This window comes from Streptomyces sp. NPDC025273 (assembly GCF_040638585.1).
In the GTDB taxonomy this organism is placed as follows: domain Bacteria; phylum Actinomycetota; class Actinomycetes; order Streptomycetales; family Streptomycetaceae; genus Streptomyces; species Streptomyces cinereorectus.
Genome location: NZ_JBEZYP010000001.1, coordinates 463796 through 477920, shown reverse-complemented (window position 1 = coordinate 477920; position 14125 = coordinate 463796). Strand labels below are relative to the sequence as shown.

General features: G+C 70.0%; 12 protein-coding genes. All 12 read right to left on the bottom strand.

The features are described 5' to 3' along the window. Positions 1-242: hypothetical protein (locus AB0F38_RS01990; protein WP_361885174.1), on the bottom strand; the 242-nt coding region annotated here is incomplete at its 3' end. 230 nt (positions 243-472) lie between these two features. Continuing rightward, positions 473-1255 carry a TIGR03936 family radical SAM-associated protein gene (locus tag AB0F38_RS01985; RefSeq protein ID WP_361885172.1) on the bottom strand — a complete coding sequence of 261 codons (783 nt, stop codon included), beginning with the start codon at positions 1253-1255 and terminating at the stop codon, positions 473-475. Positions 1256-1638: 383 nt separating this feature from the next. Beyond that, on the bottom strand, positions 1639-3564 hold the full coding sequence (locus AB0F38_RS01980) for a TIGR03960 family B12-binding radical SAM protein (RefSeq protein WP_361885170.1): 1926 nt from the start codon (positions 3562-3564) through the stop codon (positions 1639-1641). Between the two features lie 51 nt (positions 3565-3615). Then, complete coding sequence (locus AB0F38_RS01975) at positions 3616-5142, bottom strand: CYTH and CHAD domain-containing protein (RefSeq protein WP_361885168.1); 1527 nt, start codon at positions 5140-5142, stop codon at positions 3616-3618. A gap of 51 nt (positions 5143-5193) precedes the next feature. Then, positions 5194-6384 (bottom strand): rod shape-determining protein RodA, encoded by a 1191-nt coding sequence (rodA, locus tag AB0F38_RS01970; RefSeq protein ID WP_361885166.1) that lies wholly within the window; start codon positions 6382-6384, stop codon positions 5194-5196. Next, positions 6384-8549, bottom strand: a complete 2166-nt coding sequence (gene mrdA, locus AB0F38_RS01965; RefSeq protein WP_361885164.1) for a penicillin-binding protein 2 — start codon at positions 8547-8549, stop codon at positions 6384-6386. The genes rodA and mrdA overlap by 1 nt, the downstream gene beginning before the upstream one ends. A 37-nt stretch (positions 8550-8586) precedes the next feature. Next, positions 8587-9246, bottom strand: a complete 660-nt coding sequence (gene mreD, locus AB0F38_RS01960) for a rod shape-determining protein MreD (RefSeq protein ID WP_361885162.1) — start codon at positions 9244-9246, stop codon at positions 8587-8589. A gap of 11 nt (positions 9247-9257) precedes the next feature. Then, positions 9258-10316 (bottom strand): rod shape-determining protein MreC, encoded by a 1059-nt coding sequence (gene mreC, locus AB0F38_RS01955; RefSeq protein ID WP_361885160.1) that lies wholly within the window; start codon positions 10314-10316, stop codon positions 9258-9260. A gap of 97 nt (positions 10317-10413) precedes the next feature. Then, complete coding sequence (locus AB0F38_RS01950) at positions 10414-11433, bottom strand: rod shape-determining protein (RefSeq protein WP_361885158.1); 1020 nt, start codon at positions 11431-11433, stop codon at positions 10414-10416. Between the two features lie 291 nt (positions 11434-11724). Then, a complete protein-coding gene (gene ndk / locus AB0F38_RS01945; RefSeq protein WP_033299402.1) occupies positions 11725-12138 on the bottom strand; it encodes a nucleoside-diphosphate kinase in 414 nt (137 codons plus the stop codon). Positions 12139-12223: 85 nt separating this feature from the next. Continuing rightward, positions 12224-12580, bottom strand: a complete 357-nt coding sequence (locus AB0F38_RS01940; RefSeq protein ID WP_361885156.1) for a DUF4233 domain-containing protein — start codon at positions 12578-12580, stop codon at positions 12224-12226. Between the two features lie 3 nt (positions 12581-12583). Continuing rightward, positions 12584-14107, bottom strand: a complete 1524-nt coding sequence (locus AB0F38_RS01935) for a folylpolyglutamate synthase/dihydrofolate synthase family protein (protein ID WP_361885154.1) — start codon at positions 14105-14107, stop codon at positions 12584-12586. Positions 14108-14125 lie beyond the last annotated feature (18 nt).

Genomic DNA, 14125 nt, shown 5'->3' with positions numbered 1-14125 from the left:
GCCTTACGGACCGCACGACGACGCGCACGGGCCGGCGGAGCGGCCTCGGTCTCGACAGGCGCCTCGGTGCTCTCGGCCGTTACGGCCGGCGCGGCTTCGGTGGTGGTGGCCTCGTCCGGCGTGCCGGACGGCGGGCCGGCGGGGCGGGAAGCGGCGCGGCGCCTGCGGCGCGGCGGCAGCTTGTCCCCGGGGGTGTTGTCTTCGGTGCTTCCGGCGGTACCGGGTTCGATCTGCTCGGGCATGCGGGCGGTTCTCCCGTCACGCTCCCGGGCGCCGCGCCTGATTCCGGTCCGGCACGGTTCGCTCGATGTGTGCGATACCGCCGTCCGGGGCGCGGGCGCCGCACGGGAGCTGATGTCTGGCTCGCCGGTTCCGTACGCGCTGACGCACGGCCTGGCGAAAGTCTTATGGGGCGGTGCGCGGCCCGACCCCGGTGGCTCCCGGGTCCAGGCGCTGCGCTACAACGACCGCCTTACGCGGAACCTGCACCTTCCGGCGCCGTCGCGACGGCGGGCCGGTCGGCCGTGGAAATTACGGCCGGGGCCGCGTCGCGGTCGGGCGCGAGCGGGTCGGTCACCGTGCCGGACTCCTCGTCGAAGAGCCCCTGCGCCAGCCTGGTCACCGCTGCGGGGACCGGCGGCGCCAGGTCGGCCACAGCTCGGAGACCGGACAGGACGTCGTCGGGTCGCACGGCAGGTGTCACGTGCCGAACAACCAGCCGCAGTATCGCACAGGGCCTGTCCCCGGACCTATCAGGCTGTGGATCAAGGGCCTGCAGATCGACGACGGCGGCACGGGAGTCGAAGCTCCGCATCCCGTTCTTCGCGCGACGCTGGACCTCGACGGTCTCGGCGGCCAGGAATGCGGCCACGGCCTTCCCGGCGTCCTCGACGGTGACCCCGTCCAGCCGCATCTCCCATACGGAGGCGGTCAGCCGGTCGGCGAGACCCGAGGTGCGGGCCTCCACCGCGTCGATGATGTCGAGGCCGTCCGGCATCGACGCGTCGAGCAGCTCGCGCAGTGTTCCCGGGTCCCGCGCCTCGGTGAGGGCGATCTCCAGGAACTCCGCCTCGCTGCCCGTGCCCGTGGGGGCGGCGTTGGCGTACGACACCTTCGGGTGCGGGGTGAAGCCGGCCGAGTAGGCCATGGGCACCGCGGAACGGCGCAGTGCCCGCTCGAAGGCGCGCTGGAAGTCTCGGTGACTGGTGAACCGGAGGCGGCCCCGCTTGGTGTAGCGCAGTCGGATGCGCTGCACCGCCGGTGCGGGCGGCGGGCCTTCGGGCTGTCGCTTGCCCAGTGGTTCTTCTCCTCGGTGCGGGGCGGACGCGGTGGCGTACCGCCCACGAAATACGGGGTGCCCCGGGGTGCCGCTCCGGCTCACCCCCGCTCGCCGGTTTTGTCGGCAGGCAGGGAGATCTCTGGTGCGGGCGCCGCGCTGGGGACAGTCGTTGTCCTACCCAGGGTACGCGCAGCGGACGCTTCGCGTACCCGCCCCTCCCTGACCTGCGCCGGTCCCGCCCTGCGCGCCGGGGACGCGGCGCGTGTCGTGGTCCATGCCGTACAGGACGCGACGGCCCGGCCGGGGGTTCCCGGCCGGGCCGTCGTCACCGGGCTGTCACCCGGACGGTTCCTTCGGCGCTACTTGACCACGGTGAGCGGCAGGAGCTTCTTGCCGGTGGGGCCGATCTGGATGTCCAGGTCGAGCTGCGGGCACACGCCACAGTCGAAGCAGGGGGTCCAGCGGCAGTCCTCGACCTCGGTCTCGTCGAGCGAGTCCTGCCAGTCGTCCCAGAGCCAGTCCTTGTCGAGGCCGGAGTCCAGGTGGTCCCAGGGCAGGACCTCCTCGTACGTCCGCTCGCGGGTGGTGTACCAGTCGACGTCCACACCGAACCCGGGCAGCGTCTTCTCGGCGCTCTTCATCCAGAGGTCGTAGCTGAAGTGCTCGCGCCAGCCGTCGAAGCGGCCGCCCGCCTCGTACACCGCTCGGATGACGGAGCCGACCCGGCGGTCGCCGCGGGAGAGCAGACCCTCGACGATGCCGGGCTTGCCGTCGTGGTAGCGGAAGCCGATGGACCGGCCGTACTTCTTGTCGCCGCGGATCTTGTCACGGAGCTTGGCGAGCCGGGCGTCGGTCTCCTCGACGCCGAGCTGCGGGGCCCACTGGAACGGGGTGTGCGGCTTGGGCACGAAGCCGCCGATGGAGACGGTGCAGCGGATGTCGTTCTGGCCGGACACCTCGCGGCCCTTGGCGATCACGTTGACCGCCATGTCGCCGATCTGGAGGACGTCCTCGTCGGTCTCGGTGGGCAGCCCGCACATGAAGTACAGCTTCACCTGGCGCCAGCCGTTGCCGTACGCGGTGGCGACCGTGCGGATCAGGTCCTCCTCCGAGACCATCTTGTTGATGACCTTGCGCATGCGCTCGGAGCCGCCCTCGGGGGCGAAGGTGAGACCGGACCGGCGGCCGTTGCGGGTCAGCTCGTTGGCCAGGTCGACATTGAACGCGTCGACCCGGGTGGAGGGCAGCGAGAGGCCGATCTTGTCCTCGGTGTACCGGTCCGCGAGGCCCTTGGCGATGTCACCGATCTCGCTGTGGTCCGCGGAGGAGAGCGAGAGGAGACCGACCTCCTCGAAGCCGGTGGCCTTGAGGCCCTTCTCGACCATCTCGCCGATGCCGGTGATGCTTCGCTCCCGCACGGGGCGCGTGATCATGCCGGCCTGGCAGAAACGGCAGCCGCGGGTGCAGCCGCGGAAGATCTCGACGGACATCCGCTCGTGGACGGTCTCGGCGAGGGGCACGAGGGGCTGCTTCGGGTACGGCCATTCGTCGAGGTCCATGACGGTGTGCTTGGACACCCGCCACGGCACGCCGGACTTCTTGGGCACGACGCGGCCGATGCGGCCGTCGGGCAGGTACTCGACGTCGTAGAAGCCGGGGACGTAGACCCCGCCCGTCCTCGCCAGGCGGAAGAGCACCTCCTCGCGGCCACCGGGCCGGCCCTCCGCCTTCCAGGCGCGGACGATCTCGGTGATCTCCAGGACGGCCTGCTCGCCGTCCCCGATGACCGCGCAGTCGATGAAGTCCGCGATCGGCTCGGGGTTGAACGCGGCGTGGCCGCCCGCTAGCACGATCGGGTGATCGACGGTGCGGTCCTTGGACTCCAGCGGGATGCCCGCGAGGTCCAGGGCGGTGAGCATGTTGGTGTAGCCCAGTTCGGTCGAGAAGCTCAGCCCGAACACGTCGAACGCGCCGACGGGACGGTGGCTGTCCACGGTGAACTGGGGCACCTTGTGCTCGCGCATCAGCTCTTCGAGGTCGGGCCAGACGCTGTAGGTGCGCTCGGCGAGGACGCCTTCGCGCTCGTTGAGCACCTCGTACAGGATCATGACGCCCTGGTTGGGCAGTCCGACCTCGTAGGCGTCCGGGTACATGAGTGCCCAGCGGACGTCGCACTCGTCCCACGGCTTGACGGTGGAGTTCAGCTCACCGCCGACGTACTGGATGGGCTTCTGCACATGCGGGAGCAGAGCTTCGAGCTGTGGGAAGACCGACTCGGCAGACATCTGGGGACCTTCGTGAGCTGACAGGGGTGACCATCCAGCCTACCCCGGTGCTCAGCCCCTCAGCGCCGCGCGCAGTCCGGGGTCCGACGCCCGGGCCCACACCTCGGGCAGCTCGCGTTCCCGGCCGGCCGCCGCGGCCTCCTCCTGTCCGTACAGCAGGCCCCAGGTGAAGGCGGACTCCCCCGCCCCGTGGGCCTGGATCGCCAGGGCCCGCAGCGCGTCGCGGGCGACCACGCTGTCCTGGTGGTCGCCGAGGACCTTCTGCACGGCCTTGACGCGCTTGGTGAACCTCTTGGCGGGCTTGCCCAGCGCGGGCCGGGCGGCCTCGCCCGCGTACCGCGCGCGTTTGGCGGCCTTGCGGGCCTCGTGCAGGGCGCGGTCGCGCTCCTCGCCCGGGGGCTGTTCCAGGGCGTGAGCGACACGGGTGGCGAGGCGCGCGTGTTCCTTGGTCACGGCCCGGGCCAGGACGTCTCCCGGCTCCTGTGCGGCTCCGGACCTGAGGGGCGGGTCGGCGAGGAGTGCGTCGAGGGACCGCAGGAGGTCCAGATAGCGCTGCCCTTCCAGCACGGAGATGATCCGGCTCCTCGCCTCGCCGTGCCGCACGGTGGAGGAGACCTTCAGCCGTGCTTCGACGGGGCCGAGGATCAGCGTGCCGGGCAGTGCGCCGGTCCGGGCGCGCAGCCTCTCGTCGAGCACTTCCTGGTCACGGTCGATCCCGAGTTCGGCGGCGAGCCACTTCAGCTCGTCGCCGATCGGGTCGGTGACCGTGCGGTCGAGCACCTTGCGGTACGTCCTGAAGGCGCTGCGCAGCCGGCGGGTGGCCACCCGCATCTGGTGCACGGAGTCGGGGAGGTCGCGGCGCACAGCGGGGTCGAGGTCGACGACGGCCGTGATCTGGTGGCGTACGTAGGCGAGTACGTGGTCGCCCGCGTCGCGCGGGGAAGCCGCCTTCTTCTTCTGCCGCGGCTTCTGCGGGGCGGTCTCGGCCAGTGCCCTGGCCAGCTTGGAGGACGAGGACGAGGGCCGGATGCCGGCCTTGCGCAGCCGGCGTCCGACGGCGTCGAGCACGGCGGGGTCACGGCCGTCGGCCAGCTCGACCTCCAGCTCGGTCCAGGCCGTGGCGGAGCCGCGGTCGTTCTCGGTGAGGCGCTCGGCCCGGACCTCGTCGATGCTCAGCTCGGCGAGCAGGGTGCCGTCCTCGTCGAGGAGGTGGTGGACGTCCCGGGCGGACCGGAGCCGCATCACAGGGACCACACGGGAGTCACGGACCCGGGAACGGACCAGCCCGGCGAGGTCGTCCGGCAGGGTGTCGCCGAGCGGGGCGCGGATCTCGTCGCGGATGCCGGTGGAGACGGGGAACTTGAGATGCCAGCCGGCATCGCCACCGCCGGTTCTGCGCCGGAGCGTCAGGGAACCGGCGGCCAGCCGCAGGTCCTCCGTGTCGTAGTAGACCGCGTCCAGCTCCATGAGGCCGCGGTGCTCGACGGCCGAGACCCCGGCTGCGCGGGTCAGGTCGGGCAGCCGGGTCCCGGGAGTCGTTTCGTACTTGCGCTCGATCTCACGCTTCGAGTCCGCCATACAACGAATCTATCCGTGATCCGCGCGATCATGCGGCCCGGAACGCCGCGCTCACGCCGTTATCGGCCGTTGCACCCGGATCGACTGGAGCAGCCCGATGGCCACCCACACGGCGAACATCGACGATCCTCCGTACGAGACGAACGGCAGCGGCAGGCCCGCCACCGGCATGATGCCGAGCGTCATCCCGATGTTCTCGAAGGACTGGAACGCGAACCAGGCGATGATCCCGGCGGCCACGATCGTCCCGTAGAGCTCCGTCGTCTCGCGGGCGATCCGGCAGGCGCGCCACAGGACGACGCCGAGCAGGACGATGATCAGCCCGGCGCCGAGGAAGCCGAGCTCCTCGCCCGCGACGGTGAAGACGAAGTCGGTCTGCTGTTCGGGCACGAACTGACCGGTGGTCTGGGAGCCCTTGAAGAGTCCCGTTCCTGTGAGTCCGCCGGAGCCGATCGCGATACGGGCCTGGTTGGTGTTGTAGCCGACCCCCGCCGGGTCCAGCGCCGGATTGGCGAACGCGGCGAAGCGGGCGATCTGGTAGTCGTCGAGCAGCCCGAGCTGCCAGATGGCGACGGCGCCCGTCGTGCCCGCGCCGAGCAGTCCGAAGACCCAGCGGTTGGAAGCGCCGGAGGCCAGGAGGACGCCGAGCACGATGACGGCCATGACCATGACGGAGCCGAGGTCGGGCATCAGCATGACGACCGCCATCGGGATGACCGCCAGGCCGAGCGCCTTGGCGACGGTCCGGTGGTCGGGGTGCAGCTGGTCGCCCGCGTCGACGCGGGCGGCGAGCAGCATCGCCATGCCCAGGATGATCGTGATCTTGGTGAACTCGGAGGGCTGGAGGGAGAAGCCGCCGCCGATGATGATCCAGGCGTGCGCCCCGTTGACGGTGGCGCCGAGCGGCGTGAGCACCGCCAGGACCAGCAGGACCGAGAGGCCGTACAGGACCGGGACAGCGCCCCGCAGGGTGCGGTGCCCGAGCCAGACGGTGCCGACCATCAGCGCGAGGCCGATGCCGGTGTTGAGGACGTGCCGGAACAGGAAGTAGTACGGGTCGCCGTCGGTGAGCGAGTCACGGCCGCGGGTCGCCGACCAGACCAGGAGCGAGCCGATGAGTGAGAGCGCGAGCGCCGAGCCGAGCAGCGGCCAGTCCAGCCGCCGGACGACGGAGTCGCGGGCGGTGAGCTTGGCCCAGGAGGAGCGCTCGGGGGCGTAGCGCGAGACGGAGAAGCCTGCCATCAGTCCCGCCTCCCCGGGGCTCCGGCGAGGGCCTGGGTGCCGTCCTCGGCCGGGGGCTCGGGGGTGTACGGCTTGATCTTCGGGGACTCGATCGAACCGTCCGGCTGGATCTTGGGCAGGGCCTTCTGGGGCTTGGGAAGCAGTGCCTTCGACAGGTCCTGCTTCCCGGTGGCGTCGAGCCCGTAGAGCGCGCTGTAGATGTTGCGCACGGCGGGACCGGAGGCGCCGGAGCCCGTACCGCCCTGGGAGATCGTCATGACGATCGAGTAGTCCTCGGTGTACGTGGCGAACCAGGAGGTCGTCTGCTTGCCGTAGACCTCGGCCGTGCCCGTCTTGGCGTGCATCGGGATCTTGTCCTGGGGCCATCCGCCGAATCGCCAGGCGGCGCTGCCCCGGGTCGCGACTCCCGCGAGGGCTTCGTCTATCTCGTCGCGGGTGTCTCCCTTGAAGGGCAGCTTGCCGTGCGCCCGGGGCTTGATCTCCCGGACGGTCCGGCCGTCTCCGCTGACGATGGCCTTGCCGACGGTCGGGTCGTAGAGCGTGCCGCCGTTGGAGATCGCGGCGTAGATGGTCGCCATCTGGATCGGGGTGACGAGTGTGTCGCCCTGCCCGATCGAGTAGTTGACGGAGTCACCGGCGCGCAGCTTGTAGCCCTCGAGGCAGCCTTCGTACGCGATCATCTCGACGTACGTGCCGTCCTTCTTGCCCTGCTTGCACCACGCGGTCTTGTTGGCGTCGTAGAAGTCCTGCTTCCACTGGCGGTCGGGGACGCGGCCGGGGACCTCGTTGGGCAGGTCGATGCCGGTCACCTTGCCGAGGCCGAACTGGTGGGCTGTCTTGTAGAACCAGTCGTCGGCGTTCTTCTTCGGGACGTTGCCGCCGTCCCGCTGCCATTCCTTGTGCGCCAGGCCGTAGTAGACGGTGTCGCAGGAGACCTCCAGGGCGCGGCCGATGCTGATGCTGCCGTAGCCCTGGGACTCGAAGTTCTTGAAGGTCTGGCCGCCGATGGAGTACGAACTGGGGCAGGGGTAGTTGCCGTCGAACGGGTATCCGGCGTTGACCGCGGCGGTCGAGGAGACCACCTTGAAGATCGACCCGGGGGCGGCGGTGCCCTGGATGGCGCGGTTCAGCAGCGGGAAGTTCGATTTCTTGCCGGTGAGCTTCGCGTAGTCCTTGCCCGAGATCCCGCCGACCCAGGCGTTGGGGTCGTACGTCGGCAGGGAGGCCATCGAGACGATGCGGCCGGTCTTGGTCTCCATCACGACGACGGCGCCGGAGTCGGCCTTGTACAGCTCGTTGGTGTTGCGGTCCATCTCCTTGCGGGCCGTCTCCATCGCCTTGTTGAGCTCGTACTCGGCGACGGCCTGGACGCGGGCGTCGATGGAGGTGACGACGCTGGCGCCGGGCTCGGCCTCGTCGTTCTTCGCCTGGCCGATGACGCGGCCGAGGTTGTCGACCTCGTAGCGGGTGACGCCGGCCTTGCCGCGCAACTCCTTGTCGTACGTGCGCTCCAGGCCGGAGCGGCCGACCTGGTCGGAGCGGAGGTAGGGCGAATCGGTGTCCTGGGCCTTGGTCAGCTCGTCGTCGGTGACCGGCGAGAGGTAGCCGAGCACCTGGGCGGTGTTGGCCTTGCCGGGCGCGGCGTAGCGGCGTACGGCGGTGGGCTCGGCGGTGATGCCGGGGAAGTCCTCGGCGCGCTCGCGGATCTGCAGGGCCTGCTGGGTGGTGGCCTCGTCGGTGACCGGGATCGGCTGGTACGGCGAGCCGTTCCAGCAGGGCTGCGGGGTCTCGGAGTCGCAGAGCCGGACCTTGTCCAGGAGGTCCTTGGGCTTCATGTCCAGGACGTCGGCGAGCCGGGTGAGGACACCGACGCCGTCGTCCTTCATCTTCATCAGCTCGGTGCGGCTGGCGGAGACGACGAGACGGGTCTCGTTGTCGGCGAGGGGTACGCCGCGCGCGTCGAGGATGGCGCCGCGGACGGCGGGCTGCACGACCTGCTGGACGTGGTTGTTCTTGGCTTCGTCGGTGTACTCCTGGCCGTTGCGGATCTGGAGGTACCAGAGCCGGCCGCCGAGCGTCAGGAGCAGGGAGAAGACGAGGACCTGGATGACGACGAGACGGATCTGGACCCGTTGGGTCCGGCCCGTCTCAGGAATGTTGCTCACGGGGCACCCCCGGTGGTGTTCCGGTGCTGGTCCAGCCTCACAGTCGCTTGACCCCCTTGATCCTTCCTGCGCGTGCGGCACGGTTGCGGGCGGCCTTGACGCGCAGCCCGCCCCGCTGGCTGCCGATCCGCAGCCCGGTTCCCGAAGCCAGCCAGCCCGCGGCGACGTCGCCGCCGGAGCTCTCGGCGATCGGGTCGTTCTCGGTACGTCTGGCGAGCGCCATGATCAACGGGACGGTGAACGGCGCGAGGAGCAGGTCGTACAGGACCGCGGTGAACAGCAGGCTGCCCAGGCCCACATGGCGGGCGGCCGTGTCGCCGACGAGGGCGCCGACGCCCGCGTACAGCAGGGTCGATCCGATCGCCGCGGCGACGACGAACGCCATCGGGGCGAAGGCCGACTTGAGCTGGCCGTTCTCGGGCCGGGCCAGTCCGGCGACGTACCCGATGAGGCAGAGCACCAGGGCGTAGCGCCCCGCGGCGTGGTCGGCGGGCGGCGCCAGGTCGGCGAGGAGACCCGCGCCGAAGCCGATGAGCGCGCCGCTGACGTGGCCGTACACGAAGGCGAGTCCGAGGACGACGAGGAGCAGCAGGTCGGGGGTGGCGCCCGGGAGCTGGAGGCGGGCGAGTACGGAGACCTGGACGACGAGGGCGACCACGACCAGGGTGGCGGAGAGCAGCGTCCGGTTGAAGCGCATGGGGATCAGCTCTATTCCTGCTCGTTCGCCGCGTCACCGGCGGCGGTGTCGGCGTTGCCGTCCGTGCCGGCGGCGGCGTTCCCGGAGGCGTCCGCGTCGGGCTTCTCGTTGATGTTCCCGACGACCTTGCCGCTGCCGTCGACGAGGTCGCCGTTGGGCTGGACGGTGACAGTGACGGTCGGGGTGGGCTTGGGCTTCTCCGGCTTCTTGGGCTGCTTCGGCAGCACCATGTCGCGGGGGTCCTCGCGGGGCGCCTGGACGACGATGCCGACGATGTCGAGCTTGGTGAAGCCGACGAACGGGCGGACGTAGACGGTCCGGGTGAGGTCGCCGCCGGACGGATCCACCCGCACCACTTCACCGACCGGGACCCCGGGGACGAAGGGCTTGTCCTTGCTGGAGCCGAAGGTGACGAGCCGGTCGCCCTTCTTCACCTTGGCCTTGCCGTTGAGGAACTGGACCGACAGCGGCCGGGAGCCCTGCCCGGTGGCGAAGCCGAGTTCGTCGGTCTTCTCCATACGGGTGCCGACGGTGAAGTCGGGGTCGTTGGCGAGCAGGACGGTCGCGGTGTCAGGGCCGACGGTGGTCACCCGGCCGACGAGTCCCTCCCCGTTCAGTACGGTCATGTCGCGCCGGAGACCGTCGTTCGCCCCCGCGTCGATCGTGATCGTCCAGGAGAAGCCCTGGGCCGCTCCTATGGCGATGACCTCGGCGGCCTTGATGCCGTACTGGCCGGCTCCCGCGGTCTTGAGCATGGTGTCGAGCTGGCGGACCTTGCTGCTGTTGCGGTCGTCGCTGCCGAGCCTGGTCTTCAGCGCGGCGTTCTCGTGCTCCAGGGCCGCGATCCGGTCGTGCCGGTCGTCGGAGTCCCGTACGGCGCCGATGGCGTTGCCCACCGGGTCCACCGCCGCTGCGACGCCGTTCTCGACCGGTCCGAAGACCGTGGCGGCGGCCTGCCGGGCGCCGTCCACCGGCGACTCCTCGCCACCGCGGATGTCCACCGTGATCAAAGCGAAAGCGATGGCGATCAGCAGCACCAGGAGCAGCCGGCTCTCTCGTGTGTCCCTCACGTGCGGCGGCCGTGCCTTCCTCGTCGGAATGTTCGTGCCTGTATATCAACGTTCCGCCGCACGGGGCGGCAGTGCCCGTACGGCGGAACGCCGGGTTCTATCGTCGGGGCTGGGCGTCCAGCACCTGCTGGAGTGCCTCGAACTCCTCGACGCACTTGCCGGATCCGAGCGCCACGGAGTCCAGCGGGTCCTCGGCGATGTGGATGGGCATGCCCGTCTCGTGGCGCAGCCGCTCGTCGAGTCCGCGCAGGAGCGCGCCGCCGCCCGTGAGGACGATGCCGCGGTCCATGACGTCGCCCGAGAGCTCCGGCGGGCACTTGTCGAGCGTCGTCTTCACGGCGTCGACGATCGCGTTGACCGGCTCCTCGATGGCCTTGCGGACCTCGGCGGCCGAGATGACCACGGTCTTGGGCAGTCCGGAGACCAGGTCGCGTCCGCGGATCTCGGTGTGCTCGTCCTTCTTGAGGTCGAAGGCCGAGCCGATCGTGATCTTGATCTGTTCGGCGGTGCGCTCACCGAGGAGGAGTGAGTACTCCTTCTTGATGTGCTGGATGATCGCGTTGTCCAGCTCGTCACCGGCCACCCGGATCGACTGGGCGGTGACGATTCCACCGAGCGAGATCACGGCGACCTCGGTGGTGCCGCCACCGATGTCGACGACCATGTTGCCGGTGGCCTCGTGCACCGGCAGGCCGGAGCCGATGGCCGCGGCCATGGGCTCCTCGATGATGTGCACCTGGCGCGCGCCGGCCTGCGTCGACGCCTCGATGACGGCGCGTCGCTCGACCCCTGTGATGCCGGAGGGCACACAGACGACGACCCGCGGGCGGGCCAGGTAGCGCCGCTTGTGGATCTTGAGGATGAAGTAGCGGAGCATGCGCTCCGTGATCTCGAAGTCGGCGATCACGCCGTCCTTGAGCGGCCGCACGGCAACGATGTTGCCCGGCGTACGGCCGATCATCTTCTTGGCCTCGGAGCCGACCGCGAGGATGCCGCCGGTGTTGGTGTTGATGGCCACGACGGACGGCTCGTTCAGGACGATGCCGCGCCCCCTGACGTACACCAGCGTGTTGGCAGTCCCGAGGTCGATAGCCATGTCACGGCCGATGAACGACATTGAGTTCCCCTTGTTCCCCATGAGGATGCGTCGGGCCTTCCCAAGAAGCGAAAAATGGCTTGTTCCAGGTAGGCGAGGTTGGCGCTGCGGGCGTGGAAGCTTCCATCGTAGTGCCGTATGCACGGACACAGCGCGAGGGTCCTTCGCCATGGGAGCGGAACGGCTGCCCGTTCCACCCTTGGTGACGTTACGTCGGAGGGATGCGTTCCCGCGATACCTGACCCTATGCCGAAGGGCGACCGAATTACTTCGGTCGCCCCAGGTCATCAGCGCTGATTGGCCGAGCCGAAGTCAGGAAAGTCCGGGAAAGAAGAGCTTGAGTTCCCGCTCTGCGGACTCCTCGGAGTCCGAGGCGTGGATGAGGTTCTCCCGGGTGACCGTACCGAAGTCTCCACGGATCGAGCCGGGCGCGGCGGCGATCGGGTCGGTGGGGCCGGCCAGTGCGCGGACGCCCTCGATGACCCGCTCGCCCTCCGCCACCAGGGCGACGACGGGGCCGGAGGCCATGAACTCCACGAGCGGCTCGTAGAACGGGCGGCCCTTGTGCTCGCCGTAGTGCTGCTCCAGGGTCTCCTGGTCGAGCGTGCGCAGCTCCAGCGCGGTGATCGTCCAGCCGGCCTTGCGTTCGATGCGGCCGACGATCTCGCCGATCAGCCCACGCCTGACGGCGTCGGGCTTGAGAAGGACGAGGGTGCGCTGCGTCATGTGCGGCTCCTTGCAGACTTTCGGGTGCGGTGAGGGTGAGATTACAGGGGCAGGCGTACGGCCCATCAGCCGGGTTTACGCTGCGTCATCCTCCGGCCGGAGCCTGTGCGCCGTCCTGCGCCGCCCATCGCGCCTTGGCCTCGTCGATCAAGCGGCCGTAGTGCACCGAGGCCCACCACAGGGCGGCGAAGACCACCCCGAGGATGAACATCATCGGGACGAAGAAGCCGCTCAGCACCAGCGCGATCTGGAACGCCCAGCCGAGCTGCACCCCGCCCGGCCGGGTGATCACACCGCAGAGCAGGACGGACAGCAGCATGCCGATGCCGCACACCGTCCAGACGGTGGTCATGGACAGGCCGTCGGACTTCATCGCCACGAGTCCGGCGAAGCCGATCACGAAGAACTCACCGATCAGCGTCGAAGCACAGAGCGTACGCACGGGTCAGCGCCTTCCCAGGAGCAGCCGGGCCTCGCCGACCGTGATCACGGATCCGGCCACCAGGACTCCGGCGCCCGCGTACTCGGCCTCTTCCTCGGCGAGGGTGATGGCCGCCTCCAGCGCGTCGTCGAGGCGCGGCTCGACCTGCACGCGGTCGTGGCCGAAGATCTCGACGGCCACCGCGGCCAGCTCGTCCGCGTCCATCGCGCGTGCGCTGGAGTTCTGGGTGACGACGACCTCGGCGAAGATCGGCTCGAACGCTTCGAGGAGTCCCCGGACGTCCTTGCCGTCGCTGGCGCCGACGACCCCGATGAGCCGGGAGAAGCTGAACGCCTCGGAGATCCCCTCGGAGGCGGCACGGGCACCCGCCGGGTTGTGGGCCGCGTCCAGGACGACGGTCGGGCTGGACCGCACGACTTCGAGGCGGCCGGGTGAGAGCACCGCGAGGAAGGCCTTGCGGACCGCTTCGATGTCGAGACTGCGGGCCTGCTCGGCTCCGATGCCGAAGAACGCCTCGACGGCCGAGAGTGCTACCGCGGCATTGTGTGCCTGGTGTGCGCCGTACAGCGGGAGGAAGATGTTGTCGTACTCGCCGCCGAGGCCGCGCAGCGTCAGCAGCTGGCCGCCGACCGCGACCTCGCGGGAGACGACGCCGAACTCCATGCCCTCGCGAGCCACCGTGGCGTCCACCTCGACGGCCTTCTTCAGCATGACCTGTGCGGCGTCGACCGGCTGCTGGGCCAGGATCACCGTCGCACCCTGCTTGATCACTCCGGCCTTCTCGCCCGCGATCTCGGCGGGGGTGGAGCCGAGGCGGTCGGTGTGGTCCAGCGAGATGGGGGTGACGACGGCGACCGAGGCGTCGATGACGTTCGTCGCGTCCCAGGTGCCGCCCATGCCGACCTCGACGACCGCCACGTCGACCGGCGCGTCGGCGAAGGCCGCGTACGCCATGCCCGTCAGCACCTCGAAGAACGAGAGCCGGTAGGGCTGCTGGGCGTCGACCATCTCGACGTACGGCTTGATGTCGTTGTACGTCTCGATGAAGCGCTCGGCCTCGATCGGGGCGCCGTCCAGGCTGATCCGCTCGGTGATCGACTGGACGTGCGGGGAGGTGTAGCGGCCGGTGCGCAGCTCGAACGCGTTGAGCAGGGCCTCGATCATGCGGGCCGTGCTGGTCTTGCCGTTCGTCCCCGTGATGTGGATCGAGGGGTAGGCGCGCTGCGGCTCGCCGAGCACGTCCATCAGCGCCGCGATGCGGGTCACCGACGGCTCGAGCTTGGTCTCGCCCCAGCGGCCGGCGAGCTCCTGCTCCACGGCGCGGAGCGCCTGGTCGGTCTCGGGGTCGGTGGGGCGCGCGGGGACCGCGTCGCCCTGGGGCGGTCCCGACTGGGTACGCAGCGTTCGGCTCCCGGCCTCGATCACCGCCAGGTCGGGGTCGCGCTGGGTCGCTTCGTCGACGATCTCCTCGAAGGTGTCGTCGGACTCTGACGCGTCGTGCCGGTCTGAAGGGCGGGGCTCACTCACAGGGCCAGTCTACGGATG

Coding starts and splice junctions, on each gene's coding strand:
- AB0F38_RS01980 (WP_361885170.1), bottom strand. CDS start 3,564: ATGTCTGCCGAGTCGGTCTTCCCACAGCTCGAAGCTCTGCTCCCGCAT.
- AB0F38_RS01975 (WP_361885168.1), bottom strand. CDS start 5,142: ATGGCGGACTCGAAGCGTGAGATCGAGCGCAAGTACGAAACGACTCCC.
- rodA (WP_361885166.1), bottom strand. CDS start 6,384: ATGGCAGGCTTCTCCGTCTCGCGCTACGCCCCCGAGCGCTCCTCCTGG.
- mreD (WP_361885162.1), bottom strand. CDS start 9,246: ATGCGCTTCAACCGGACGCTGCTCTCCGCCACCCTGGTCGTGGTCGCC.
- AB0F38_RS01950 (WP_361885158.1), bottom strand. CDS start 11,433: ATGTCGTTCATCGGCCGTGACATGGCTATCGACCTCGGGACTGCCAAC.
- ndk (WP_033299402.1), bottom strand. CDS start 12,138: ATGACGCAGCGCACCCTCGTCCTTCTCAAGCCCGACGCCGTCAGGCGT.